Origin of the sequence: Marinomonas sp. ef1 (assembly GCF_002806845.1) — a bacterium.
In the GTDB taxonomy this organism is placed as follows: Bacteria; Pseudomonadota; Gammaproteobacteria; order Pseudomonadales; family Marinomonadaceae; genus Marinomonas; species Marinomonas polaris.
Map to the genome: position 1 here is coordinate 107,678 of NZ_NHTT01000007.1, position 25,299 is coordinate 132,976.

General features: G+C 42.7%; 24 protein-coding genes. 13 read left to right on the forward strand and 11 right to left on the reverse strand.

Annotated features, from left to right (window positions below; translation table 11 throughout):
* Positions 1–295: 295 nt before the first annotated feature.
* The 5 genes from CCS02_RS11530 to CCS02_RS11555 all read right to left on the reverse strand — a co-directional run bounded on the left by CCS02_RS11530 (position 296) and on the right by CCS02_RS11555 (position 6,391).
* Complete coding sequence (locus tag CCS02_RS11530; RefSeq protein ID WP_100636621.1) at positions 296–1,795, reverse strand: tripartite tricarboxylate transporter permease; 1,500 nt, start codon at positions 1,793–1,795, stop codon at positions 296–298.
* A 7-nt stretch (positions 1,796–1,802) separates the two neighbouring features.
* Positions 1,803–2,318 carry a tripartite tricarboxylate transporter TctB family protein gene (locus CCS02_RS11535; protein ID WP_072840139.1) on the reverse strand — a complete coding sequence of 172 codons (516 nt, stop codon included), beginning with the start codon at positions 2,316–2,318 and terminating at the stop codon, positions 1,803–1,805.
* An 83-nt stretch (positions 2,319–2,401) separates the two neighbouring features.
* Positions 2,402–3,394 carry a tripartite tricarboxylate transporter substrate binding protein gene (locus CCS02_RS11540; RefSeq protein WP_100636622.1) on the reverse strand — a complete coding sequence of 331 codons (993 nt, stop codon included), beginning with the start codon at positions 3,392–3,394 and terminating at the stop codon, positions 2,402–2,404.
* 302 nt (positions 3,395–3,696) lie between these two features.
* Positions 3,697–4,998, reverse strand: a complete 1,302-nt coding sequence (gene pepQ, locus CCS02_RS11545) for a Xaa-Pro dipeptidase (protein WP_100636623.1) — start codon at positions 4,996–4,998, stop codon at positions 3,697–3,699.
* Positions 4,999–5,359: 361 nt separating this feature from the next.
* Positions 5,360–6,391 carry a hypothetical protein gene (locus CCS02_RS11555; protein WP_100636624.1) on the reverse strand — a complete coding sequence of 344 codons (1,032 nt, stop codon included), beginning with the start codon at positions 6,389–6,391 and terminating at the stop codon, positions 5,360–5,362.
* A gap of 188 nt (positions 6,392–6,579) precedes the next feature.
* Here CCS02_RS11555 and CCS02_RS11560 point away from each other — a divergent pair, with 188 nt between their 5' ends.
* Together CCS02_RS11560 and hutC are read left to right on the forward strand one after the other, a co-directional pair.
* The gene (locus CCS02_RS11560) at positions 6,580–7,254 is read left to right on the forward strand and encodes a cytochrome b/b6 domain-containing protein (protein WP_100186458.1); all 675 of its coding nucleotides are present in this window, start codon (positions 6,580–6,582) and stop codon (positions 7,252–7,254) included.
* Positions 7,255–7,352: 98 nt separating this feature from the next.
* A complete protein-coding gene (gene hutC, locus CCS02_RS11565) occupies positions 7,353–8,108 on the forward strand; it encodes a histidine utilization repressor (protein ID WP_232617082.1) in 756 nt (251 codons plus the stop codon).
* Here the strand turns inward: hutC and CCS02_RS11570 are convergent.
* Positions 8,105–8,719 carry a HutD/Ves family protein gene (locus CCS02_RS11570; RefSeq protein WP_100636625.1) on the reverse strand — a complete coding sequence of 205 codons (615 nt, stop codon included), beginning with the start codon at positions 8,717–8,719 and terminating at the stop codon, positions 8,105–8,107. The genes hutC and CCS02_RS11570 overlap by 4 nt on opposite strands.
* A complete protein-coding gene (locus CCS02_RS11575; RefSeq protein ID WP_100636626.1) occupies positions 8,709–10,109 on the reverse strand; it encodes a formimidoylglutamate deiminase in 1,401 nt (466 codons plus the stop codon). Before CCS02_RS11575 ends, CCS02_RS11570 begins: the two co-directional genes overlap by 11 nt.
* Positions 10,110–10,411: 302 nt before the next feature.
* On the opposite strand from CCS02_RS11575, the gene hutU reads away from it, so the two are divergent.
* The 7 genes from hutU (at position 10,412) to CCS02_RS11610 (ending at position 18,316) form a co-directional block, all read left to right on the forward strand.
* A complete protein-coding gene (gene hutU / locus CCS02_RS11580) occupies positions 10,412–12,100 on the forward strand; it encodes a urocanate hydratase (RefSeq protein WP_100636627.1) in 1,689 nt (562 codons plus the stop codon).
* Between the two features lie 155 nt (positions 12,101–12,255).
* Positions 12,256–13,791 carry a histidine ammonia-lyase gene (hutH, locus tag CCS02_RS11585; RefSeq protein WP_100186454.1) on the forward strand — a complete coding sequence of 512 codons (1,536 nt, stop codon included), beginning with the start codon at positions 12,256–12,258 and terminating at the stop codon, positions 13,789–13,791.
* A gap of 78 nt (positions 13,792–13,869) precedes the next feature.
* Positions 13,870–15,090: an imidazolonepropionase gene (gene hutI, locus CCS02_RS11590; RefSeq protein ID WP_100636628.1), complete on the forward strand. Its 1,221-nt coding sequence runs from the start codon at positions 13,870–13,872 to the stop codon at positions 15,088–15,090.
* 13 nt (positions 15,091–15,103) lie between these two features.
* Positions 15,104–15,919 carry an N-formylglutamate deformylase gene (gene hutG, locus CCS02_RS11595; protein WP_100186452.1) on the forward strand — a complete coding sequence of 272 codons (816 nt, stop codon included), beginning with the start codon at positions 15,104–15,106 and terminating at the stop codon, positions 15,917–15,919.
* Between the two features lie 90 nt (positions 15,920–16,009).
* The gene (locus CCS02_RS11600) at positions 16,010–16,546 is read left to right on the forward strand and encodes a DUF924 family protein (RefSeq protein WP_100636629.1); all 537 of its coding nucleotides are present in this window, start codon (positions 16,010–16,012) and stop codon (positions 16,544–16,546) included.
* A 135-nt stretch (positions 16,547–16,681) separates the two neighbouring features.
* Complete coding sequence (locus CCS02_RS11605) at positions 16,682–17,143, forward strand: heparin lyase I family protein (RefSeq protein ID WP_100636630.1); 462 nt, start codon at positions 16,682–16,684, stop codon at positions 17,141–17,143.
* A 105-nt stretch (positions 17,144–17,248) separates the two neighbouring features.
* Positions 17,249–18,316 (forward strand): GGDEF domain-containing protein, encoded by a 1,068-nt coding sequence (locus tag CCS02_RS11610; protein ID WP_100636631.1) that lies wholly within the window; start codon positions 17,249–17,251, stop codon positions 18,314–18,316.
* 267 nt (positions 18,317–18,583) lie between these two features.
* Here the strand turns inward: CCS02_RS11610 and CCS02_RS11615 are convergent, their stop codons facing one another.
* Positions 18,584–19,240, reverse strand: a complete 657-nt coding sequence (locus CCS02_RS11615; RefSeq protein WP_100636632.1) for an NAD(P)H-dependent oxidoreductase — start codon at positions 19,238–19,240, stop codon at positions 18,584–18,586.
* A 174-nt stretch (positions 19,241–19,414) separates the two neighbouring features.
* Here CCS02_RS11615 and CCS02_RS11620 point away from each other — a divergent pair, with 174 nt between their 5' ends.
* Positions 19,415–20,377 carry a LysR family transcriptional regulator gene (locus CCS02_RS11620; RefSeq protein WP_100636633.1) on the forward strand — a complete coding sequence of 321 codons (963 nt, stop codon included), beginning with the start codon at positions 19,415–19,417 and terminating at the stop codon, positions 20,375–20,377.
* 190 nt (positions 20,378–20,567) lie between these two features.
* Positions 20,568–21,050 (forward strand): Hsp20 family protein, encoded by a 483-nt coding sequence (locus CCS02_RS11625; RefSeq protein ID WP_100186515.1) that lies wholly within the window; start codon positions 20,568–20,570, stop codon positions 21,048–21,050.
* Between the two features lie 73 nt (positions 21,051–21,123).
* Here the strand turns inward: CCS02_RS11625 and CCS02_RS11630 are convergent, their stop codons facing one another.
* Positions 21,124–21,549, reverse strand: a complete 426-nt coding sequence (locus CCS02_RS11630) for a VOC family protein (RefSeq protein ID WP_100186447.1) — start codon at positions 21,547–21,549, stop codon at positions 21,124–21,126.
* 100 nt (positions 21,550–21,649) lie between these two features.
* Between CCS02_RS11630 and CCS02_RS11635 the strand changes: the two genes are divergently transcribed.
* Both CCS02_RS11635 and CCS02_RS11640 read left to right on the forward strand, forming a co-directional pair.
* Positions 21,650–22,522 (forward strand): LysR substrate-binding domain-containing protein, encoded by an 873-nt coding sequence (locus CCS02_RS11635; RefSeq protein WP_100186446.1) that lies wholly within the window; start codon positions 21,650–21,652, stop codon positions 22,520–22,522.
* Positions 22,523–22,569: 47 nt separating this feature from the next.
* A complete protein-coding gene (locus tag CCS02_RS11640; protein ID WP_100636634.1) occupies positions 22,570–23,802 on the forward strand; it encodes an NAD(P)/FAD-dependent oxidoreductase in 1,233 nt (410 codons plus the stop codon).
* A 94-nt stretch (positions 23,803–23,896) separates the two neighbouring features.
* Here the strand turns inward: CCS02_RS11640 and CCS02_RS11645 are convergent, their stop codons facing one another.
* Both CCS02_RS11645 and nfsA read right to left on the reverse strand, forming a co-directional pair.
* Complete coding sequence (locus tag CCS02_RS11645) at positions 23,897–24,421, reverse strand: peroxiredoxin (RefSeq protein ID WP_072840120.1); 525 nt, start codon at positions 24,419–24,421, stop codon at positions 23,897–23,899.
* 42 nt (positions 24,422–24,463) lie between these two features.
* Positions 24,464–25,201, reverse strand: coding sequence for an oxygen-insensitive NADPH nitroreductase (nfsA, locus tag CCS02_RS11650; protein ID WP_232728868.1), 738 nt, complete (start codon positions 25,199–25,201; stop codon positions 24,464–24,466).
* Positions 25,202–25,299: the final 98 nt, after the last annotated feature.

A 25,299-nucleotide genomic window follows, 5' to 3' on the forward strand; every position in this document is an offset into this window, starting at 1 on the left:
GATGCACTGCTAACTTATAAAAATACCTTATCATTCGACTGAATATGAAGAGTAAAACAGTGTTTTATTTAATGGCGGATTTTTAAAGTTGCACCAAATTGGTGTATTTGTTTTTTTATTGCTCTCTGTTGGTTCTTTTTGGCGATAAAAGGTAATTTTTTGACGTTTTTAGTTTTAAGTTAAGTTTTGAGTAGGAATAGAGAATGAATCTTTTTGGTGGTGATAAAGTAAAAAACACTGACTACCTCATCTATAAAATTGGTAGTCAGTGTTTGCTAAGCAACAATTAAATGAATTAACGGAAAAGTTTCCGCTTCAGCCATTTTGTCCAAATAGGAGATTGCGTAAATAGAATTAAAACAATCACACTAAATAGCACTGTTGAAAGTGGGCTGTGGAATAGGTTAATAAATAAGTCCCCAACACTGCCACGTTCAGACAGAATAGCACGACGCCAGTTTTCGTCAGTCAAGGAACTCAAAATAACACCTAAGATTACTGGGCCAACGGGAAAACCGTATAGACGCATAAAGTAGCCAAATACACCAAAGGCGAGCATCCACCAAATATCCGTAATGGCATTGTTAATCGCATAAGCACCAACAATAGACAAAAGGAAAATTAACGGAATCAAAATGCCTTTAGGGCATTCGACAATTTTCGAGAAAAGTCTAATGCCAGTTAAGCCAAAGATCAGTACGAAAATGTTCGCTAGTGTGAGGTTACCGACGGTAAACCAGAACATATGAGGCTGTTCGATAAGCAACAAAGGACCTGGGTTTAAACCATGAATAAATAAGGCGCCGATAAACACTGCTGTTACTGCGTCCCCAGGGATACCCAAGGTTAACATTGGAATATAAGCACCACCGACAGCAGCGTTATTCGCCGATTCTGGTGCGATCAAGCCTTCTTTAGCACCTTCACCAAATGGAACTTTTGGATTCTTAGTTACGCGTTTAGCATGGTCGTAAGCCATCAGCGCGGCAATATCACCACCGGTTCCGGGTAACGCTCCTACAATGACGCCAATGAAAGACGTTTGTAAGCTCAGCGGCATGTACTTTTTAATGTCTGACCATTTTGGAATGATGCGAGATATCTTCTGCTTCACTACGGCCTTGTTCATGTGGTGTAACTGGTGCAAGGCTTCAGAAATACCAAACATACCAATCATTACCGCAACAGGGTTAATACCATCCCAAAGCTCGACAACGCCAAACGTAAAGCGCTCTTCGGCTGTCATTGGGTCTAGTCCAACGGTACCGATCAATAGTCCAAGAGCGCCAGCAAAAATGCCTCGAGCCAAACTGCTGCCAGACAAAGAGCCTACTAGCATAATGCCAAGTATGCCCAACATCATGTAATCGCGCGGTTGAAAGGTAATAGCAAATTCACTCACCGTTGGTGCGGCAATAGCCAAGACGATAATGCCGACAAAGCCACCGACCACGGACATAATTGTAGATAAACCAATGGCTTCCCCAGCTAAACCTTTTTTCGCCAAAGGATAACCATCTAGAGCCGTAGCAATAGCAGAAGGAGCACCTGGGATATTAAGCAATATAGCGGTACGAGAGCCTCCATATACCCCACCCATGTAGACACCAACCATAAGACACAGTGCGTAATTTACATCCCATGAGAAGGTAAATGAGATCAAGATAGAAACGGCCATAGTGACCGATAAACCGGGAATAGCGCCGACGTAAATACCCAAGAAAGTTCCTAGTGCTGTTAAGCCTAGTAATTCTGGGGACAACCAAGACATGGCGAAATAATTAAAAGCATCCATAAGGTGACTATCTCCACAAAGACTTTATTGAGGATAGGATTTCGCGCTCAGGTACGATGCCTTCTGGAAGCACGACTTGAAAAACGAGGCGGAAAATGATGTATACAACAATCAGTGCGAACAGCGTAATAGCGAGTGTTATGAGCGGACTGCGTCGATATAAAAATTGGATAGAAATGAATAGGAAAGCAAAACTAGTAAGAATGAATCCTAAGCTTTCCAGCACCACTGAGTAGATCAAAATCAATGCCATAATGGTTGCAATAACTGGCGGGAAACAGTGATAAACGAAACGAACATCCTTTGCTGCAGGTACTTTCAACGTGTTCAAAAAGGTCACACAAGATGCCAATATCATGGCAGCAGAAGCGGCAAGTGGAAACGCGCCAGGAGAGCTTAACGAGCTGAATCCTGAAATATTATAAGCTTGCCAAAATAGATAAACACTTCCTAAAACCAATAGAAAACAGAATATGCGTTCACCAGGTTTACGGGTTTTGATCATAGGAGATTGACTGGACATGGTAACTCCAGATAAAGCAAAAAGAGGAGACGCGACTTATTGTCAGTTAAGTCGCGTCTAGGGATCAAAATGGAACGATAACCTTATGGTTTACGGATACCAAACTCTTCTGGTGAAAACTTACTAAAGCCTGCATCATGCACTAACCAAGAAGATGTTGAACGGTATGCTTCTAGGAAGTAATCGGCTTCTTCACCTGAAATATTCATGATGGTGAAACCGCGCTTTTGCATTAGATCAACAAAGTCTTTGTTGAAAGCGGCTTTTTGGAAGGCTGCCTGCAATTTTTCTACAGCTTCATCAGGTGTGCCTTTTTTCACGAACACGCCAAAGAAAGGTCCCCATGGTAGGTAAGACTTCATGCCTGGTAGTGCATCAGTGATAGGCGCAAGGTTAGGCAGAAGTTTATTGGCTTCAACATCAACAATACTAATGGCTTTCATGCGGCCAGCTTTGATTTGTTCGATAGTAGCACCTAGTACGGCTGGCATTACATCAATAGCACCGCCTTGAAGAGCCGTCAATGCTGGGCCATCACCATTATACGGAATGCTGGTGTAGTCTAGTTTGACTTGAGAATCCAGCATGGCTGTAACAATAGAAGTTAACCCGCCAGGGCCTGTAGAACCAAATTTCACTTCGCCTGGATGGGCTTTTGTATACTCAATCAGTTCTTGCATCGTGTTAAATGGTGCGTCGTTGTTAGCCACAATAATTGGCGTACCACGAGCTAGCACATTGATTGCGATCATATCGCTGTAATCAATATCAGAAAGCCCTAAAATTTTGTACATCTGAGGATTTTCAGCCCCCATCAAAAGCGTGTAACCGTCGGCAGCTTTCGCATTAACATACTTAGTTGCAATAGCACCAACACCGCCAGTTTTGTTGGTTAGGATAATGTCTCCGCCAATCTCTTTTTCAACGTGAGGGGCAATAGAACGCATAACCGTATCGGTTGAGCCGCCCGCTCCCCATTGGATAATGCCTTGTATATCTTTAGTTGGATAATCGGCGAAAGTTAGAGATGAAGATAAGGATAGTGCTGCTAGTAACGCTATTGTTGTTTTTTTCATTAGGGGCCTCTGTAGCGTCCATCTTTTGATGGTTTTGGCTTTGTTAGTGTTTTTATTATTAGCGATAGATACTTGATCAATCCTTGAGCTAGTATTTCGCAACCGCTATAACCTTAGCTGATCGATGATTGTTGATAAAGGCTGTATCGATTCCATATGTTACTCATTTTATTGCCTTTTAGTTATAGATAGCTTGGTTAAAATATGTAATTTACTATTTATCTAAGAGACGAAACAGAAAGAGTGAAAGAACCTATTAATATCAACTTATTGATATTAATAGGTAAAGGTAAGCGATGTTTTTATAGCGCGGTTGAAAAAGCGATGCGAGTAAGGTTTTCAGTCTGGTCAGTTTTCACCACCACATTGTCTTCAATACGAATGCCACCATAGGGCATGAAGTATTTAATGCGCGCCATATCGCAACCGTGATTTGATACTTCTGCCTGCATCTTGTCGATCAGCATTGGAATGAAATACAAGCCGGGTTCAATGGTGATCACCATATTCTGTTCTAATGTTCTTGTGAGGCGTAAAAAAGGAGCGTGCTCGTCTGGCATGCTTAAGGTGCCCGCTTGATCAATTTGATGGCCACCCACATCGTGAACCTGCAAGCCAAGCAAATGACCCAAGCCGTGAGGAAAGAAAACTTGTGGAATGCGTTTTGCTAGTTGCTCTTCAACGCTTAAAGCACAAATCTTATGTTCAAGCAGTAATGCCGCAATACCTGCTAGCGTGTTTTGGTGCAAATCGCGGAAGGCAACACCAGATATGGCGCTACGGCAAAGCTTTTGTTCCATTACATCAAGGTCATTGATCAAGGCGTTAAAGTCATCATCGTGACGGGTAAAAGTACGGGTAATGTCACTGGCATAGCCATGTTCGTTGGCACCAGCATCAATCAGGAGCGTACGAGAGTTGGCGACTTGTTCTATAGATTTATGTTCATAGTGCAGTACAGCTGCATGCTCGTCTAAACCGACAATGCCCGGATAAGGTTCTTGGAAAGCACTTTGTTGGCTGGCTTTTAAAAAGGCGAGATGGATTTCCAGTTCGCTCATTCCTGCAAGAAACGCTTCTTTCGCCGCGAGATGACCAGCAGCACCGCGCATACTTGCTTGGCGCATGGCTTGTATTTCGAAGTCGGTTTTCACCGCTTTTGCAAAATCGACATAGGCTTTTAAACCATCACAAGCGACAGCGAATGACATTGCTTGTGGGCCAAGCCAGGCGGTTTTATTGGGTAAATCAGCGAACCATTTGTCTGTTTTTTTCGCCGTAACAATGTTCCAGTTTTGTTGCCAATCGCTGCTAGGAACAGGATTTGGAGCATGCCAGAAATCGTCACGAACAGGCCAAACTAACGTCGGTTTTTCGCCTGTTTTCAGCACAACATAAGTTTCTGCACCTAAGGTAAAAGGTAACCATTGTTGCGCGCCAGAATAGGCATGAAAAGGATGGGTATGATCATCCTGAAAGTAATAACTTTTTTCCCCTGAGGCTAAAACAATGGCATCTAGGCCAAAATGCGCCATGGCATTTTCATATCGATTGATGAGAACGGCAAGATGTTCTTGATACAGTGTCGTCATAGAAGGACTCATATTTATCTGCAAGTGTTAGCTAGAATGCAGACTTGTATCCATTAAATCTGCATTGTGTATTCAGGGGGATAAATTATTAGGATACGCTAAATTTTAAGAGGGCTCTCACTATTTTTTGGCTGTAATTTTATTGAAGCCAAACATCAAGCAACGAAAAGTTAAGAATCCACAAAATACAGAAATAAAGGCCAATAACAAATCATTTTCCACATTAAAGAAATGTTTAAAAATATAGAAAAACGCGATGGTTATAATGATGCGTATCAGGCTGTCGATTAATGGGTAAAGTTTTGTCACGTTTGTATTTCCTTATAAAGTCGCTGCTTGAAAAAAGATTTTCACATGAAAACAGCTAAGCCCATTATTTGATAGGCAAATATACTGAGGTGATGAAGTCTTTTGAGCTATTTTTTTGCATTGGCCCGGCTTCAAAAACTTCCACACCATAGTGTCGCCGATGGGGTTTTAAGTTGTGTAGTCTCATAAAGCTGTAAAGCACATGCCAAGCCAAAGATAAGTTTTGGTAGCAGCCTACATAGCGTAAATGCAAATAGTTACCTCGTAAGACAATACGTTCAGGGCAGAGTTCACAAGGCACAAGGTTTTGTACGGGAATACCTAATCGACCAGAAAAATAATGATGGGCGATGTCGGCTTTTTTATATAGAGCGAAACTTGGGCCAGCGGGTGGATTTTCAGGACCAAGTTCGGTAATCAAATCGTGGAAGCCTTGATCCATTTTTTGCGACATAGGTTGGTCGCTCACCACGAAAGGTCGAGTCACCGCATCAACATTGTCTAGCTTGGTCTTGTTAAGCCATTCAAAGGTTGGCGCGTTGTATTCATGGCTAGATGTTTTGCTGTATTTGTTTAGATAAGCCAATAGTTTTAGTAGTGCGAGTTCGGCGTCTTTATCCGAGCGAATGCTGTAATTTTTTTGTTTCCAACGGGTAAGAAAAGGCAGCTTGCCCGTTATTTGAATGGTGATTAAGGTGCGTTCTTTCTGTTTAGTAAGGTCAATGTTGAAGTGTACGTCGTTTGGGTAAAATGCTGGCGCTTCTAATAACGTATGAAAATAATGAGCGCCGGAGCGTGCTGGTTTTAAAGTAATATGCCCATCTTTAATCAGCTTGCCTTGCCAAACTAAGCAGGAAGGAAAGACTGAATGAATACCTGAGTTTAAGTATTCAAAGTCTACATAGGACTTAGGTTCATAAATGAGCCAAGGTAGCCAGACTTGCCAATTAGTAAGGTCACTTAGATCTTCAGTAATTGCATCAATCGGCGCATCAATAACTGCATTTTGTCGACTAAAGAAACGACCTCTAAATAAAAATAGATACGCTAATAATACAGCGCTGAAAAGCATGATCAGGAATAACGTGACAAGCATACATATCTCATCCTTATAATAGATTCAAAGAAGCGTTTATCGGCTAAGTGCTGAAAATAGGCAATCAGAATCTTGCTTTTCACAGCATAGTGTTTAATGTCACTATTTTGCAAGCGAGCGTTTTTTGAGCAGCCTACATAGGCTTCTATGAAAGAACACTTTAAAGAGAGCACGAGAGGATAGTTAAGATGAAATCAACACTGGTGTGGGATTGGCCTGTGCGAATTAGCCACTGGCTGATTGTGCTTTTATTTACTGGTTTGATTATTACGGGTAAATCAGAAGGCGATTATATACAGTACCATTTTTACATGGGCTATGGTTTGTCTGCGGTGGTTATTGCTCGTGTGCTTTATGGTTTCTATGGTTCTTATTACGCGCGTTTTAGTCAGTTTGTTAAGGGGCCAAAGGTCGCTTTTCGCTTTGCTATGTCGCTGTTGTCTGGTCGTCCAAAAAAGTACTTGGGTCATAACCCTGTTGGTGCATTAATGGTGGTAGTTTTATTGCTCGCGCTTTCAGTACAGTGGGGAACAGGCTTATTTACTAGTGATGAAGTGTTTTGGTTTGGGCCTTTTTATTCTCTTATTTCAGAAGATTTGGCTAGTCAGTTGGCGTCGATTCATCATTTCTTACCTAACGTATTACTTGGTTTAGTTGCCATGCATGTGCTGGCTGTGTTTTATCATGAGTTGTGTCTTAAAGAGCGTCTTATTGAAGCCATGATTCTCGGACGTAAAAAACATCATACAATTACATCGGTTGAAGTCGCTTCTGTTGAAGTGAAGACGCCCCGCTGGGGCGTGATATTTTCTTTGTTGATGGGGCTTTCCTGGTTGGCAGCACTATGGCTGGCGCCTATCTAAAAAGACTTGTTTTTTAGATGTATAGACAAGTTGATTGTTTGTTCTTATCGAGTCACGATATAATTATTTCTTAAATTCACGAACATATGGAATCCTTAGTGTCTGACGTAACTGCTCCCAATTTAGCGAATTTATTCGATGATTTACCGGATGCCCCTTTGCCGATATATGCCAAGTTAAAGCAGGCGATTTCGTTGAAAATTTCATCAGGAGAATGGCAGACAAATCAGCGTATACCTTCGGAATCTGAAGTCGTGAAAGCTTTGGGTGTGAGCCGTATGACGGTCAACCGCGCACTGCGCGAATTAACTGCTGAAGGTTTTCTTGTTCGTCACCAAGGATTAGGCACTTTTGTTGCCGAGAAAAAGGCTCATTCAGCACTGTTTGATGTTCATAACATCGCAGAAGAGGTGGCTGCTCGCGGTCATAAACATCGCTCTGAATTATTAGTCTTGGAATCTGCCAAAGCGACAATGGAAGAAGCGATGACGTTAGGTGTTCGTACCAATCATGGGATTTTCCGTTCGGTGGTTTTGCATTTCGAAAATGATTTACCAATTCAAATTGAAGAACGTGTTGTGAATGCGACGTTAGCACCAGAATACGATAAACAGGATTTTGCAAAGCATACGTCTTACGAATATTTAATGAGTGCTGCACCGATGACAGAAGGCGAGCATTTGGTGGAAGCTATTTTACCTAATGCAGTCGAATGTGAACGCTTACAAATTCAAGCATCAGAGCCGTGTTTGCAAATAAAACGCCGTACTTGGGCGGGCGATGACATCGTCACCGCTGCGCGTTTATTGCATCCTGGTTCTCGTTTTCAACTTTTTGGGCATTTTGGTCGTTAATCTAACTCAGTAATGTTAATAAAAACGCCACTGCCTTTAGTTAATTTTGTATTGGCGTTTTGCGAGAAAATCACCATGCTGTGTGCACTTATCGTCAAGACAGTATTCTCAATTTCTAGCATTCCATCCTCGCAAACATAAAAACCACAGAACAAGAAGTCGTCATTTGAAAACAAGGTGCTATTATTTGAAAATAAGAGCGAGCAAGGTGCTGTGAAGGCTTGAACATTGGCATGAGTGTCGGTTTCTCGCACCATGATGTTAAGGTCTTCAATCTTGCCACTTTTCAGTGTGGCATAAGTTGTATCTCCACCTGAAAAGCGCGCTATATCCAATGCATTACTTAACTTGTTTGTGTGGCTGTTGTTTTTGACTGCATGTTCGAGTGTCATTCCTTCGCCAGACAACAAGACTAAGGTGCGATGCAATCCGCTGAAGTCTGAAAATACGCCGTCTTCAACCACAGATGCTTGGCTGATACGAAAACGCAGGCCGCTTTCATCTTCATGGCGTTGAATCTCTAGGGTTTCGCCAAGGCCGTTTTTCCAAGGCATGCGTTGGTAATCACTTTGCGCAATGATCTGGTATGGCAACGAAGTATTAAACGTCATACATCACCTTTTTAATCACTTGAATAAAAGCCTGACGGCTGCTTTCTTCTTGCTGGTGGTGGAAGTCTTTTATTGTGTGTTTGCCAGCGACAAAAACGTCTTTAACGAGATTTTCATTGGTGGCAAATAACCAACGGTTGAGTAAGCTCTTTGATTCGCTTGCGGCGATAAAAGGGTGAGACTCGTCGAGCACCATAAAGTCAGCTCGGTTACCTTGGCTTAATCCCAATGACACGTCGCAAGCTTGATTACCACCCAATAAGGCTTGTTGGTATAGGTTGTCGCCGACGCTGGTTTGGTCAGCACGGTATAAACGGTTGCGCTGTTGATCGCGCAAACGTTGTCCATATTCCAGTGTTCTTAGCTCTTCAACAATCGACAAGCTAACATGGCTGTCGGAGCCAATTCCCCAACGGCCATTTTCTTTCTCGAATTCCACCGCAGGGAAAATGCCGTCGCCTAGATTTGCTTCGGTAGTTGGGCATAATCCCGCAACGGCTTTGCTCTTCGCAATGGCTTGGCGTTCTGCATCGGTTAGATGAGTGGCGTGAACTAAGCACCAGCGCTCATTCAAACCTATTTCATTATGTAGCCATTCCACTGGACGTTGTCCGCTGAAGGCTAGGCTGTCTTGAACTTCTTTTTGTTGCTCCGCGATATGAATGTGAACCGGGCAATCTTTAGCGAGAGATTGTAAGACGGTGTCTATTTGCGGTTTGGTCACCGCGCGTAATGAGTGAAAGCAAATCCCTAGCCTATGGCGAGCATGATTCGCTAACGCTTTATCGCAGGCTTGATGTAATGCCAAATAAGAATCTGTGGAATTGATAAAACGCGCTTGTCCGGCGTTAGGTGCTTGCCCTCCAAAACCAGAGTGCGAATACAGCACTGGTAGCAAAGTTAAGCCCATTCCAGAGTCGTCCGCTGCAGCGATGATTTGATTCGACATCTCACCAAACTGGCCATAATGCTTTCCGCCAATATCGTGGTGCAGATAGTGGAATTCTCCGACTTGTGTATAACCGGCTTTTAGCATGTCGATATAAAGTTGTTTGGCAATAATACGAGCATCGTCTGGCGTAAGTTTTTGCACGATCTTGTACATCAAATCTCGCCAACTCCAAAAGCTATCATTCGGATTTAAGCTGACTTCTGCTGCACCAGCCATCACTCGCTGAAAGGCATGAGAATGAACGTTGGCAAGCGTTGGCAAGACTGGGCCAGATAATACATGGCAGTCTGTTATCGGTGTGCTGTCTGCTTTAAAAGAATGAAATTGTCCGTCTTTTACTGAGAAAAGCACATTATTCGACCAGCCAGAAGAGAGCAAAGCTCGTTCAGAAAAATAGTATTGAGTGCTATCGCAATGAGTTGAGTTATGGCCCGTCACAAGTCATTCCCTAATAAATATTGATGCTCTGAGTGTAATAGAAAATATAATGTATATACAAGTGTGTTTTTAATGGGTTTATTAGTTATCTATTTACTCGTTTATTTAGTGACTGTTTATTAAGGTTTTTTTGTTGTGTTGATGGTTTTTTTCTCTATTTTTAAAGATGAAAAGGCGATTAATTTTAAAAAATGGCTTGCATCCAGAAAAATTAGATTTTATCTTTAGATTAATTGTATATACATGTTCGTTAAATCTTCCTTTTAATCAGAATAAAAAGACATTCTTTGATAGGTGAAAAAATGACTAAGCAAACACTCGCTCAAAAACGTTACCGCGCAGGTGTGGTGAAAGCGGCAACTGGAACGACTCTTACCGCAAAATCTTGGTTTACTGAAGCGCCAATGCGTATGCTAATGAACAACCTAGATCCGGATGTGGCAGAAAACCCAGAAGAATTGGTGGTTTACGGTGGTATTGGGCGTGCGGCGCGTGATTGGGAATGTTATGACAAGATCGTTGAATCCCTAAAAGAACTAGAAGAAGACGAAACTTTATTGGTGCAATCTGGCAAGCCAGTGGGTGTATTCAAAACCCACAGCAACGCACCGCGTGTACTTATTGCCAACTCAAACTTAGTGCCACATTGGGCCAACTGGGAACACTTTAACGAGCTAGATGCCAAAGGCTTGGCGATGTACGGCCAAATGACAGCGGGTTCGTGGATCTACATTGGTAGCCAAGGCATTGTGCAAGGCACTTACGAAACTTTCGTTGAAGCGGGTCGTCAGCATTACGATGGTAACTTGGCAGGTCGTTGGGTATTAACGGCGGGGCTTGGTGGCATGGGTGGCGCACAACCTCTAGCAGCAACCTTGGCTGGCGCGTGTTCGTTGAATATCGAATGTCAGCAAAGCCGCATCGATTTCCGTCTACGTACTCGTTATGTGGATGAGCAAGCGACTGACCTAGACGATGCCATGGCTCGCATTAAGAAATACACCGCAGAAGGCAAAGCGGTTTCTATCGCGCTTTGCGGTAATGCTGCAGAAATTCTACCTGAAATGGTAAAACGTGGTATTCGCCCAGATATGGTGACAGACCAAACATCGGCTCATGATCCATTAAACGGCTACTTGCCATTAGGCATGAGCTGGGAAGAGTACCGAGAAAAAGCACAAACTCAGCCAAAAGAAATCGTAACCGCTGCGAAAAAATCCATGGCGAAACACGTTCAAGCTATGTTGGATTTCCAAAAAATGGGTGTGCCGACGTTTGATTACGGTAACAACATTCGTCAAATGGCGATGGAAGAAGGCGTGGAAAACGCCTTTGATTTCCCAGGCTTTGTACCTGCTTATATTCGTCCTTTGTTCTGTCGCGGTATCGGTCCTTTCCGTTGGGCTGCCTTGTCTGGTGATCCAGAAGATATCTATAAAACGGATGCCAAAGTAAAAGAATTGATCGCGGATGATGAGCATTTGCATCGTTGGTTAGACATGGCGCGTGAGCGTATTCAGTTCCAAGGTTTGCCAGCGCGTATTTGTTGGGTCGGTCTTGGTCAACGTGCCAAACTTGGCTTAGCCTTCAATGAAATGGTTCGTAGCGGTGAATTGTCTGCGCCAATTGTTATTGGTCGTGACCATTTGGACTCTGGTTCTGTATCGAGCCCGAACCGTGAAACCGAAGGTATGAAAGATGGCTCTGATGCGGTATCGGATTGGCCTCTATTGAATGCCTTATTGAACACTGCATCAGGTGCAACTTGGGTATCTTTGCACCACGGCGGTGGCGTAGGCATGGGCTTCTCTCAGCATTCTGGCATGGTGATTGTGTGTGACGGCAGTGATGATGCGGCAGCGCGTATTGCTAGAGTTCTTCATAATGATCCAGCGACAGGCGTGATGCGTCATGCAGATGCGGGTTATGAGATTGCTATCAATTGCGCGAAAGAGCAGGGATTAAATCTGCCTATGATTACCGGAAAGTAATAGACAGTTACAAGATCTTAATATACGGAGCAGCACTTAAATATTATTTGTTTTAAGTGCTGCGTACTGCTTATAGAAGAAGCCTCACAAGGGCGTAAAACAATATTATAAAAATTATTTGATGGCAGAATATTACATCAAGATTGGAGAGCACTATGTTTGAATTAACCATAAAACCAGGTCAATTGACTCTAAACGAATTGCGTCAAATTAGCCGTCGTCACGTTAAATTGACGTTAGACGAAAGCGCTTTCCCAGCGATTCATGCTAGCACGCAAGTGGTTAACGATGTAATAGCGGAAAATCGTACGGTGTACGGTATTAACACAGGCTTTGGTTTGTTGGCGAATACGCGTATTGCCCCAGAAGATTTGGATGAGTTACAACGCAGTATCGTACTATCTCACGCTGCAGGTATCGGTGCTTTGATGGAAGACAAAACCGTCAAACTGATCATGGCGTTGAAGGTGAACAGCCTAGCGCGTGGTTTCTCTGGTATTCGTCTGGAAGTGATTCAAGCACTGCTTACTTTGATTAACAAAGAAGTGTATCCATGTATTCCGAAAAAAGGCTCTGTTGGCGCATCTGGCGATTTAGCGCCATTGGCTCACATGAGTACTGTTTTATTAGGCGAAGGCAAAGCCCGTTACCGTGGCGAAGTGATTTCCGGTCAAGCGGCGTTGTCTATCGCTGGATTAGAGCCTATTACCTTGGCACCAAAAGAAGGTTTGGCGCTGCTAAACGGCACGCAAGCGTCTACCGCATTTGCCTTGGAAGGTTTGTTTGAAGCGGAAGATTTATTCGCCTCTGCTATTGTTTGTGGTTCTTTGTCTGTGGAAGCTGCGTTAGGTAGCCGTAGTCCATTTGATGCGCGTATTCATGAAGTCCGTGGTCATCAAACACAAATCGATGCAGCCGCTGCGTATCGTCATCTATTAGGCGAAACCAGCGAACTGGGTGACTCTCATCAAAATTGTGAGAAGGTCCAAGACCCGTATTCATTGCGCTGTCAGCCACAGGTTATGGGCGCGTGCCTTGAGCAAATCCGCAGCACGTCGAAAGTCTTGTGTGTAGAAGCCAACTCAGTATCCGATAATCCATTAGTCTTTGCCGCTGAAGGCGACATTATCTCTGGTGGTAACTTCCACGCAGAACCTGTTGCTATGGCGGCAGATAACCTTGCCTTGGCGATTGCCGAAATTGGTAGTTTATCAGAACGCCGTATGGCGTTGTTGATCGACAGCAATCTAAGTAAATTACCACCATTCTTGGTGGATAACGGCGGTGTGAACTCTGGTTTTATGATTGCTCAAGTAACGGCTGCAGCCCTTGCGAGTGAGAATAAAAGCTATGCGCATCCTGCGTCTGTAGATAGCTTACCAACGTCGGCTAACCAAGAAGATCACGTCTCTATGGCAACTTTTGCGGCACGTCGCTTGAAAGATATGGCGGAAAATACTCGCGGTATTTTGGCTGTTGAGATTTTGTCTGCGGTACAAGGTTTAGACTTCCGTGCGCCTTTGAAATCCAGCAAACGCCTAGAGAATGCTCGTGCAACGTTACGTGCTCGCGTGCCTTTCTACGATAAAGACCGTTACTTCGCGCCAGACATTGAAAAAGCCAATGAATTACTATTGGAAGCGGTACATAACGAAACGATGCCTGAAGGGCTATTACCTAGTGTTAAATAGCCTAGTTTATAAGTAACCTAGCGTATAAATAGCCAAGCTTATAAGCAAAGCGAAAAGTAAATATTTAAAAGGACAGCTATGACAAACGATACCCCAATGAAGTTAGACAGCTTATGGCGTGGTGCTAATATCGCTACCATGAAAAATGGCCTGTATAGCGTGATTGAAAACGCAGCGATAGGCGTCGTCTGCGGCCGTATCGTTTGGATTGGCGAAGCGCAAGATCTGCCAGACTATGAGACTCAAAGCGAACATGATCTGGATGGCGGTTGGATTACACCTGGCTTGATCGATTGCCACACGCATCTTGTGTTTGGCGGTAATCGCGCGGGCGAATTCGAACAGCGCTTAAATGGTGTGAGTTATCAAGAGATCGCCAAGCAGGGCGGAGGCATTGCGTCGTCTGTGAAGGCAACGCGTGACGCCAGTGAAGCAGAGTTAATAGCCAGTGCTTCCCGTCGTCTAAAAAGCTTGATGGCCGATGGTGTAACCACGGTTGAGATCAAATCAGGCTATGGTTTGTCGCTCGATTCTGAGCTAAAAATGCTGAGCGTAGCGACGCAACTAGGAAAGCTATTTCCCGTGACGGTAAAACGTACTTGTTTAGCTGCACACGCCATGCCGCCAGAATTTGACGACAAAGACGCTTATATTGATTATCTCTGTGAAACGGTTCTACCAAAAGTCGCTGAGCTTGGCGTGGCTGATGCGGTGGATGCTTTTTGCGAAGGCATTGCCTTCAATACAGAGCAAGTGGCGCGTTATTTTAAATCCGCTGAGTCGTTAGGTTTGTCGGTGAAAATCCATGCGGAGCAATTGTCTTCATTAGGCGGTACTCGTATGGCATCGTCGTTCAAGGCGTTGTCGGCGGATCATATTGAATTTATTGAAGAAGCCGATGTGAAAGCTATGGCAGAGTCCGGCACGGTTTCTGTGTTATTACCGGGAGCGTTTTTCACTCTAAAAGAAACTCAGCGTCCACCGATTGCTTTGTTGCGTCAATATGGTGTGCCGATGGCGATTGCCACGGATGCCAACCCCGGAACCTCTCCTGCTTTATCGCTTCGACTCATGATGAACATGGCGTGTACCTTGTTTGCACTTACGCCAGAAGAAGCGCTTGCTGGCGCGACCATTCATGCTGCAAAAGCATTGGGAATGTCTGATACTCATGGTAGCTTAGAAGTTGGTAAAGTCGCGGACTTTGTTTGTTGGGATGTAGAAAGTCCTGGAGAGCTAAGTTATTGGTTAGGTGGCGATTTATTAAAAGCTCGTGTGTACCAAGGCGAGAAAGAATAAGGGGCAAGATAAGATGACAACGCACAAGACGCTAATTGTACCAGCATTTGATTTTGTACAAGGAGACTCGCCTATATTGGTCAGTATGCCTCACTCAGGCTTGAACTTGACTGCTGAGGTGCAAGCTGGTTTGACAGATCAAGCTAAAAAATTGCCTGATACCGATTGGTTTATTCCTGAGCTTTATGAGTTTTTAGAACCATTGGATGTGGGTTTTATCAAGGCAAATTACTCTCGTTACGTCATCGACCTAAATCGTCCTTATGACGACAAACCACTTTATACGACGAAAACCACAGGCTTGTTTCCTGATATTTTATTCGAAGATAGTCCGGTTTTTGTCGATGGCAAAGCGCCAACGGACGAACATAAAGCTTTTTGCAAAGATCACATCTGGAAACCTTATCACGATATGATTGAGAAAGAGTTGGCTCGATTGAAAGCCAAATTCGGCTACGTGATCTTATTCGATGCTCACAGTATAGCGGCCGAAGTGCCTATGCTATTTGAAGGCACGCTGCCAGACTTTAACTGGGGCACCAACGAAGGTAAAGCTTGTGACGAGAAAATCGCCAACGCCGTCACGCAAATACTGCGACCACACTACACGCAAGTACTCAATGGACGTTTTAAAGGCGGCTACATCACTCGCCATTTCGGCCAACCAAGCGATGGTATTCACGCTATCCAGCTCGAACTTTCCCAAGCAACGTACTTAAATGATGAATTGGCAAAACAGTCTGAATATCAATTGGATGAAAAGAAACAGCCAGTGATTACACAACAACTTAAAGACGTGATTGAGGCTTTAATGGCGATTAGGTTGTAGTCTGCCTGCGAGGTATAAAATATAGTGATTGGAATATAACGATTCTAAGCACTATATTTTTAGCTACATCTTAAATGTGAGGCTGACGTTATGTATCAAGACGTTTTGGATTTTTGGTTTAATGATATTGAGCCGGAATCATGGTTTAAAAAAGACATCGACTTCGATAATAAAATCATCACTAAATTTGGCAAACTTCATCAACAAGCGGTTCAGGGCGAGTTGTCCGCTTGGCGTCATTCTCCTAAAGGCGCATTGGCTGAAATAATCATACTGGACCAATTCTCACGTAATATTTACCGCGATCAACCTGAATCTTTTGCAGCTGACCCTATGGCGTTAGCGCTGGCTCAGGTGGCAATTCATAAGGGTTTTGATCAAAAATTATCTCTGTCAGAGAGAAGCTTTTTATACATGCCGTTTATGCACAGTGAATCCGCCGTGATTCACGAGGAAGCAGTAAATCTATTTAGAGACTTGGGTATTGTTAATAATTTAGATTTTGAGTTAAAGCACAAAAAAATTGTGGATCGTTTCGGACGTTATCCACATAGAAATGCCATCTTAGGGCGAAAATCTTCCGCTGAAGAGTTGGTATTTTTAGAAGAGCCCAATTCAAGTTTCTAATTCTCATCAAAACGTCTTGCGTATTCATGCTTTTATCCAGTGTTCACTTTTATAATGAAATGAGTGTTTTTTGATCAACAATAAATTAATCTGATAGAAGGTTAATTTATTCGATTTATAAAACGCTATATTTTCATGGGTAAATTGATAATCCGGATTAAAATATTACTATTTTTAAGCTGCTTTTTATTTCTGAGTGCTTGCTCTACCTTGGATTCCAATACCAATTTATCGGTTAAAAAGAGTTTATCTGTTGGATTTAAGCCTTATGGTGTGGCAACTGCTAATGTGTCTGATGGAGCGCCGGTTCGTACCGGTAACTCATCGTTCCGTTTCGAAGTTAGAGATGGAGATTGCGGTCATGATGGAGAGGGGTGGTGTGACTGCAAAAATGATCGTCAACGCTATGAATATTCGACTGGTGATGTGACTGGTGAAATTTGGTTTAACTGGTCACTGTATATACCCACTGATTTTGAAAGCATATCCCCAGCAACAGTTACCCTTGGTCAGTTTCATCAACATAATGGCTCAGGCCCACCGTTTATTTTTTTAACTGCCGGAAGAGCTTTCAAACTATATAGCGGAATGAGTTAGGAAACTTGATGGTTTTGTATTCAGTTTATTTGACCCCTGAAGTAGAAAAACTAACAATGGTCTAGTGCTATATTTTTTTATTTCCTAACAATGGATTGAAGAAACATGATTGAAAAAACAAGGAGTTGGTTACTTGGAAGTAGAGATAATCCACAGCAATACACGCAGCATGCGGTTCAGTTAATTGTCTTTGTTGCATTTTTGTACGCTGCGGCTATCAATTATGTAACCTCAGCTTCTGGTTATATTAATATCTGTATCCAGTTAGCTATGTCCATTAGCACATTAGGTATTTGGTATCGTTCTCGCTGGCATAACGAATATCAACGTATGGCCATCACTTTTATGGTCATGATTACTACGATTACATTACCGATTAATTGGTTCTTGAATGGTGGTTCTTTCGGTCCGACTTTTTTCTTAAATATTTGTGTTTTCATGTATATCTCAGTCGCATTTCGAAAAAACCCTTATTATCGCTATTTTGGCCAAAGTTTTGCCGTCTTAGTACCTATCCCATTAGTAATGATTGAATATTACCATCCTGAATGGATTTCGACTTATCCTGATAATGAAACGCGCTTAATTGATCTAGCTTCAACTTCTGTTGTGACTAGCATTTTTATGTTGTTAATGATGGAAAATCTGACTAGAAAATTCCTTTTAAGGCATTCAAAAGTAGAACAACTATCAGAACAGTTACGTCAATTATCTGAACGAGATTCATTGACAGGGTTGCTAAATCGGCGTGCTTTTGAAAGTAGTTTTACTGAGTGGAAAGAGACTAAAGAATGTTTGACTATTGCGGCAGTTGATCTCGATTTTTTCAAAAAAATTAATGATCAGTGGGGCCATTACTATGGTGACGAGGTACTTATAAATAGTTCTACTCAATTGTCTGAAATGTCCAAGGACACAGGATCTTTGGCCTTTCGTACGGGAGGCGAAGAATTTATGTTGATGATGCCATGCACACTCAACGAAGCTTATCAACATATACAGATATTACATGATCGATTTGCAGAGATGAAACTGTTAAATGGTCCTGTTACTTTCAGTTCAGGGTTGGCTGAAGTAAAGCCAGATGAAAGCCAAGATCAATTTTTAAAACGGGTTGATAGGCTGCTCTATCAAGCAAAGAATCAGGGGCGGAACTGTACTGTCGTTGAATAGCGAATTAATTCAAATATTTTGAGATAAATTTGCAGCTTGATTAAATTAATATTGATGAAGCATTTAGGATTTATTGATTCTCTAATAAAAAGAGTTTTATTCGCCACACACTTTGACGCTTTTGAAGCGGATTTTATTAATCTTTGGCGTCAAATAGCAGCAACTTAGACGGATAAGCAGGCTTCTGCTAAGTAAAAGTATTCCAATAAAAAAGAGCAAGCTACTTTCATGGCTTGCTCTTTTTTGTCTATAGAAACTTGGCTAACCTTAAAGCACGGTTACTACGTCTTCTATAGCTAAGCGCGATTTTGGTAGCGCTGCGTTGTAGTCTTCGTCTTTGTGGTGATAACCGATAGCGAGTGCTACGTCGCATTGGTAGCCTTCAAGTTGTGCTTGGAAGATTTCACCAATCAGTTCTGGATCAACACCTTCCATTGGTGTGGAGTCAATACCAAGACGAGCTGCGGTGTGCATGACATTGCCAAGGGCTATGTAGACCTGAGACTTTGTCCACGCCGCGTTGTTACCGTTATCATCCATGTTCATTTCTGCGAAAGCAAAACCGCCGAAGGCCTGTTCTCTGTTTTCAGGTTTAGTACGGCCGTCTTCTATGCCTTTGTCTACAACTTTTGCGTAGTCCTCACGTTTGTAATGGGTTTTGTGAGCAAATAAGATGATGTGTGATGCATCTTTGGCGTGCTTTTGGTTGAACTGGAATTTGTTCGCAAACGTATCGTGAAAACGTTGTTTCGCTTCATCACTTTCAATCACGATAAATTTCCACGGTTGAGAGTTAATAGAAGAAGGCGATAGGCGCATTGCTTCATAAATAACCTCTAAATCTGCCTGAGAAATTTTCTTCGAAGCGTCGTATTGCTTTGCTGTATGACGTTTTTCTAAGTCGGCAATAATCTGGTGTGACATGTTTTATCTCCACAATAAGCAAAAGTGTTTAGCGCTCTGAAAACTAGCAGCGCTAAAATTAATGGCGCTATAGTAACGAGACTTTATTAAATGAAGAACAGGGTTTTTATTGAATTATTATCAAATATTATTTGATAATAGATGGTAATTCTCTTTGCTAATAAGGACTAAACCATGCAGCTTGAAGATCTTCGAGTCGTTCTGAAAGTCGCAGAGTTTCGTAGCATTACGGCTGCTGCAACACATTTAGATATGCAAATGGCGACAGCAAGTGCGGCGGTTAAGCGAATAGAGGCTGCACTTGGTGTTGAATTGTTTGTTCGAACCACGCGTCACTTACGTTTATCCAGTGCTGGTGAGCGCTATTTGCCACAATGTATTGCCGCCATGTCTATGTTGGATCAAGCTAAACAAACTATTCACAATGATTTGGATATCATTAGCGGTGAGATTCGTTTAGCGGTGTCGTCTGATTTGGGGCGAAATATTGCGATTCCTTGGGTGGATGATTTTATGGAGCAGTATCCACAAGTCACCTTAAGAGCTCATGTTAGCGACAGCAATATAGATTTTTATCGTGATGCGTTGGATATTGCCCTGCGTTATGGCGCGCCAGCGGATTCGAACTTGTACGGTTTTAAAATATGTAATGTGCCTCGATTATTAGTGGCGAGTCCAAGCTATCTTGAATTGCATGGCACGCCAGAACATCCTAAAGACTTGCTTAATCATCAAGGTTTGTTTTATCAGCTACAAAATATTTTGAACGATACTTGGCACTTCTCATGTAAAGAGTCAGGTGAAAAGCCTGGTGCAGAGCGCTCTTATAAAATTAAGCCCAAAGCCTATTGTGCGGCGAACGATGGAGACTTGGTTCGGCGTTGGTGCGTGGCGGGGAAAGGCGTGGCAATAAAGTCCTCGTTGGATATTGCCAATGACTTGCTTGCAGGTCATGTTGTTTCTTTGATGCCGGATTATAAAATTCCCCAAGTGGAGCTTTGGTTAATTAGTCCGAGTCGTCAATCCATCACGCCAACGGTGCGCCTCTTGCGAGATATGTTTCGAGAGCGCACCAAGGCGCTTTTAACTCAATTAGTAGGTAAAGGGTTGTTAGGGAAAAGTGTACTGGAGGATTGAATGCTTTGCTTTACGACATGCTTTATAAAAAATGCTTATTTTAATAGAGCTTTTTTTTCTAAAAGAGGTGCTTGAAAATTTGCTTGGTGATCCTATTTTTAGCAATGTGACAGGTTCGTCTTACGTTAAAAGAGAACTTCTGTTACGACTTTTGATGATTAGTATTTTGCTTCAATTAGGAGGATCTATTATGAACTCAATTGATTTTACCCCACTTTATCGCAGTAGCATTGGTTTTGACCGTTTGGCGTCTTTACTTGACAATGCACTAACAACGGACAATGTGTCTGCGGGTTATCCACCTTATAATATCGAAGTGGTCGATGATAACCGCTATGCCATTTCGCTTGCTTTAGCAGGTTTTGAAGAAAGTGATCTAGATATTAAGGTGGAAAAAAATGTGCTAACTGTCCGTGGTGATAAAGCGGATTCTGATGGGCACAGATATCTCCATCAAGGCATTGCAAACCGCTCATTTGAGCGCAAATTTAATCTTGCCGATTATGTTGAGGTAACCGATGCGGTGCTAAAAAATGGACTACTTACCATCAGTTTGGTGAAAGAAATTCCTGAGGCAATGAAACCAAGAAATATTGCCATTAACCAAGCAAGTGATGGTGTTCTTGAGCATCAAAAAGATGACTCAATAGAAAGTAAGTCCAAAGTAGCTTAAGTAAGAATAGCTTATTAAGCACAAGGGCTGTGAGAAATCACGGCCCTTTTTTATCAATTTTTAGTCATAAATATTATTTTGCGAATAGTTGTCTCATATCTTTAAAGGCTTTGAATTCCAGAGCGTTACCGCAAGGGTCGAGGAAAAACATTGTGGCTTGTTCACCCACTTGGCCCTTGAAGCGAATATAAGGCTCAATAATAAAATCTGTTTCCTCGGCCTTGAGTCGCGCAGCTAATGCTTCCCATTGCTCCCAAGTTAATACCACTCCAAAATGCGGAACTGGCACATTGTGCCCGTCCACTGAGTTCGTGCCAGCCGCTTCCTGATATGACATTTTTGGGTGATGATGAATCACCAACTGATGACCGAAAAAATTGAAGTCTACCCAAGCCTCGGCGGATCGTCCTTCTTCTAAACCGAAAACATCACGATAAAATGCCCGTGCTAGCGGAACGTCGTAAACGGGAATGGCAAGGTGAAAGGGTTGTAAGCTCATTTTTTATCTCCTGCAGATGACTGACTTTAGAGATTGTAAATCGATCAATAGAACAATAATATCAATGAATATTTTTATGAATGATAAGAAAAATTGATCAATGATTAAAGAACTCAAAACACTGATTGCCGTGGCAGAGGAAGGGACGTTCGCAGCAGCGGGTAATAAAATTGGCCTAACGCAAGCGGCGGTTAGTGCTCAAATACAACGATTGGAAAATGAGTTAGGTCTAGTTTTGTTTGATCGAGTTGGACGTTCCGCTCATCTTAATCATGCTGGATTGACTGTGTTGGAGCAGGCGAAAGATATTGTTGAACGTTGTCGCCAATTAGGTATGACGCCACAAGCATCGGAAGGCGTTAAGCTTATTAATGTTGGTGCGATTACCTCTATACAAAGAACGCTTTTACCTACTGTTTTGGCGCAATTTCATCAGCAACATACTCATTGTCGAACACGAATATTTCCAGGTGTTTCGATGGCGTTGTTGGATCAGGTGGATTCAGGAGAGCTGGACCTTGCTGTAATGATTAAACCTACTTTCGTGGTGCATTCTGATTTGGTTTGGGAAGCCTTGATAGAGGAGCCGTTTGTCTTAATCGTGCCACGTAGTTATGACGTAAATGATTGGAAAATTGCTCTCAAACAATGTCCTTTTATTCGTTATGATCGAACGTCTTTTGGTGGGCGGCAAGTGGATAAGTTGCTACAGCAGCTGCCTTTTTATCTTGATGAAAAGTGTGAAGTTGATGAGATAGGTGCGATTGTGAAGCTGGTGGAGTTAGGTGCTGGCGTTGCCATTGTGCCGCAAACAGAAGAGCATCGAACTTGGCCTAAGTCAGTCAAAGCGTTAAAACTTGGTGATCATAATATACAGCGTGAAATTGGCTTAGTTTATAAAAAGCATTCACTTGTTGATATTGATATAAATGGTTTAATTCAGTTGATCAAAATGTCACGTGAGTTGCTATAGTGATGAGACTAAATGTTTTTCTATTGGAATGATGTCGAGGTAGGGATATGGCGGAATTTCTTGTTTTAGGTGCAGGAATGGTTGGTGTGAGCAGTGCGTTGGCGCTGCAAGCTCGTGGTCATCAAGTAACAATCGTTGATCGTACTGGTGCGGGTCTTGAAACCAGTTATGGCAATGCGGGTATGATTCAAGTCGAGGCTGCTGAGCCCTATGCGTTGCCAAAAGATATGGCAACATTGTTTAAATACGCGCTTGAAATTAGCAATGATGTGACTTGGAAGATGAACGGTGCGCTACAAATGGCGCCTGCTTTGTGGTCGTATTTTTGCAATTCGTCACCCGAAAAACACGCTAAGATTTCTCGTGTTCATTCTCAACTAACTTTTCGGTCTACTGCTGATCATGAGCCTTTGATTCGCGATTCTGAATCTGAGCATTTGATTACTCATTGTGGTCTTGTCATGTTACATAGGGACGAAAGAGAGTTTCAGAAAGCCTCGAAAAAAGCCGAATTTCTCATGAAAGAATATGGCGTCACGTCTGATATTTTTGATGGCAAAAGCTATCAGAAAAAAGAACCTGCATTAAAGAAAACACCAGCGGGTGCGGTGCATTACACGCAAAGTTGGAGTTGTTCTTCTCCGGGGGATTTAACTAAGTCCTACTGCGATTTGTTCGTCAAACGAGGGGGCCGCTTTGTCACTGGTGACGCCAGTACTTTGCAACATACTGTTTCGGGTTGGCAGATTCTCACCAGTGATGGCGAGCTGAAGGTCGAGCAAGTGGTAGTAGCACTTGGGCCTTGGTCGCCAGAGTTACTAAAGCGCTTTGGTTATCGAATTCCGATGGTGTACAAGCGTGGTTATCATGGGCATTTTCACGCGCCAAAAACACTGCAACGGCCATTTTTAGACGTGGCCAATGGCGTGCTGGCTGCACCGATGGTTAAAGGATTAAGAGTGACGACGGGCGCGGCTTTGGTACCGCTTAATTCAGCTATTGATACTAGCCAGCTTAAACGCGGAGCTATCGCATTGAATGAAATCATCGACTTAGGCGAACAAGTAGAAGAACCTCAATGGATGGGAACTCGCCCTTGTATGCCTGACATGTTGCCACTTGTCGGTGAAGCGCCAAATCATAAGGGTTTGTGGTTTCACTTTGGTCATGGGCATCAAGGTTTTACGCTTGGCCCAACTACGTCAGAGTTGTTGATTCAAGCAATAGAAGGTGAGCGTAATGAGTTACTAGAAGCGCTTGCACCAATTAATCGTTTGTAATCCATCTAAAAGAAAATAAGAAAAGTAAAAACAAAAAAAGCAGACGTTTGTGAAAACGTCTGCTTTTTATTGACCAATTCATTAACGTCTTGAATTAGTTGCTTTTCAAGTAGTTCAGCATAGTGTCAGCATCAGATACTTCAAACGGGTCGCTTGGAGCATCGTCTTGGAAGCCAGCTTCAGAGAACATTTTCTTGATCTCGCCGTTTTCTACTAGCATAGAATAGCGCCAGCTGCGCATGCCAAAACCTAGGTTGTCTTTTTTGACAAGCATACCCATTTGGCGAGTGAAGTCACCGTTGCCGTCAGGTAAAAGGAAAACGTTTTTCGCGTTTTGGCTTTTGCCCCACTGGAACATAACAAACGCATCGTTCACAGAAATACAAATTACGGCATCAACGCCTTGCGCTTTGAATTCTTCGTATAGTTCTTCGTAGCGTGGTAGGTGAGATGTTGAACAAGTAGGAGTGAATGCACCTGGCAAAGAAAAAACAACGACTTTTTTGTTGTTAAACAAATCAGCAGTAGTGACGTCTTTCCATTCAAATGGGTTCGATCCTTCTAACGCTTCATTACGAACACGTGTTTTAAAGACAACATTAGGTACATTAGTAATCATTTTCTTTCCTTTTTTTGCGTATTAATAATTTGAATTTACGTATTAGCGATTTAAGAAACCTCGTTTCTGCAAGAAGCTTAGCATATGTTCGCGTTTCTTTTTCTGTACAGCGGCCGCAGTTTGCTCAGACCAATTACTGCTTTTCTGATTATCACCACGGCTTTGGTAATACGCCTGCATTTGCGCATCATAGGCTTTAACATCTTCTGCACAACGGCTGCTGTCGTAGCTGTCTTTATGAAGGATGACATCGACTGGTAGACGTGGTTTTAAATCAGGTTGTGCGTCTGGGTAGCCAAGGCAAAGACCAAAGATTGGGTAAACTTGATCAGGAAGATTCAATACTTCAGCAACTTGTTCTGGATCGTTGCGAATACCACCGATAAACACGGCGCCAAGACCAACCGATTCTGCGCCAAGCATTAGGTTTTGTGCAAAAAATGTCGCATCGGTTGTCGCTGCAATAAAGTGTTCTGTGTTGCCTTCTAACTCACCTAAGCCTTGCTCTAAGCTGCAATACTCAACGCGAGTAAGGTCTGCACAGATGACAAAGAATTCTGCTGCAGATTCGACCCATTTTTGACCGCCTGCCAGCGTTGCAATTTTCTGGCGATTTTCTTTGTTAGATACTTGAACAAGGGAATAGGCCTGAATAAAACTTGAAGAGGCCGCGCCTTGTGCGCACTGGATAAGTTGCTTGAGTAAAACTTCATCAATGGCTTTGTCTGTGTATTGACGAATAGATTTATGATTTGACTGAGCTTGAAGAATTGGGTTCATAGTCGACATCTTTTGAAAATGAGATGCATAGATACTAGAGGCTTAGTGGTGATGGGTCAAAGTACTATCAGTAATAAAGAAGTATAAACAGAGGAAAG

Bases quoted from the DNA above. Each gene is read 5' to 3' on its own strand.
- CCS02_RS11605 (WP_100636630.1), top strand. From the start codon at position 16,682: ATGGGTAAATTGATAATCCGGATTAAAATATTACTATTTTTAAGCTGC.
- hutH (WP_100186454.1), top strand. From the start codon at position 12,256: ATGTTTGAATTAACCATAAAACCAGGTCAATTGACTCTAAACGAATTG.
- CCS02_RS11535 (WP_072840139.1), bottom strand. From the start codon at position 2,318: ATGTCCAGTCAATCTCCTATGATCAAAACCCGTAAACCTGGTGAACGC.
- hutU (WP_100636627.1), top strand. From the start codon at position 10,412: ATGACTAAGCAAACACTCGCTCAAAAACGTTACCGCGCAGGTGTGGTG.
- hutI (WP_100636628.1), top strand. From the start codon at position 13,870: ATGACAAACGATACCCCAATGAAGTTAGACAGCTTATGGCGTGGTGCT.
- CCS02_RS11640 (WP_100636634.1), top strand. From the start codon at position 22,570: ATGGCGGAATTTCTTGTTTTAGGTGCAGGAATGGTTGGTGTGAGCAGT.
- CCS02_RS11645 (WP_072840120.1), bottom strand. From the start codon at position 24,421: ATGATTACTAATGTACCTAATGTTGTCTTTAAAACACGTGTTCGTAAT.
- CCS02_RS11530 (WP_100636621.1), bottom strand. From the start codon at position 1,795: ATGGATGCTTTTAATTATTTCGCCATGTCTTGGTTGTCCCCAGAATTA.
- CCS02_RS11560 (WP_100186458.1), top strand. From the start codon at position 6,580: ATGAAATCAACACTGGTGTGGGATTGGCCTGTGCGAATTAGCCACTGG.
- CCS02_RS11610 (WP_100636631.1), top strand. From the start codon at position 17,249: ATGATTGAAAAAACAAGGAGTTGGTTACTTGGAAGTAGAGATAATCCA.
- nfsA (WP_232728868.1), bottom strand. From the start codon at position 25,201: ATGAACCCAATTCTTCAAGCTCAGTCAAATCATAAATCTATTCGTCAA.
- hutG (WP_100186452.1), top strand. From the start codon at position 15,104: ATGACAACGCACAAGACGCTAATTGTACCAGCATTTGATTTTGTACAA.
- CCS02_RS11630 (WP_100186447.1), bottom strand. From the start codon at position 21,549: ATGAGCTTACAACCCTTTCACCTTGCCATTCCCGTTTACGACGTTCCG.
- CCS02_RS11620 (WP_100636633.1), top strand. From the start codon at position 19,415: ATGCAGCTTGAAGATCTTCGAGTCGTTCTGAAAGTCGCAGAGTTTCGT.
- CCS02_RS11625 (WP_100186515.1), top strand. From the start codon at position 20,568: ATGAACTCAATTGATTTTACCCCACTTTATCGCAGTAGCATTGGTTTT.
- CCS02_RS11540 (WP_100636622.1), bottom strand. From the start codon at position 3,394: ATGAAAAAAACAACAATAGCGTTACTAGCAGCACTATCCTTATCTTCA.
- CCS02_RS11570 (WP_100636625.1), bottom strand. From the start codon at position 8,719: ATGACGTTTAATACTTCGTTGCCATACCAGATCATTGCGCAAAGTGAT.
- pepQ (WP_100636623.1), bottom strand. From the start codon at position 4,998: ATGAGTCCTTCTATGACGACACTGTATCAAGAACATCTTGCCGTTCTC.
- CCS02_RS11555 (WP_100636624.1), bottom strand. From the start codon at position 6,391: ATGCTTGTCACGTTATTCCTGATCATGCTTTTCAGCGCTGTATTATTA.
- CCS02_RS11635 (WP_100186446.1), top strand. From the start codon at position 21,650: ATGATTAAAGAACTCAAAACACTGATTGCCGTGGCAGAGGAAGGGACG.
- CCS02_RS11615 (WP_100636632.1), bottom strand. From the start codon at position 19,240: ATGTCACACCAGATTATTGCCGACTTAGAAAAACGTCATACAGCAAAG.
- CCS02_RS11600 (WP_100636629.1), top strand. From the start codon at position 16,010: ATGTATCAAGACGTTTTGGATTTTTGGTTTAATGATATTGAGCCGGAA.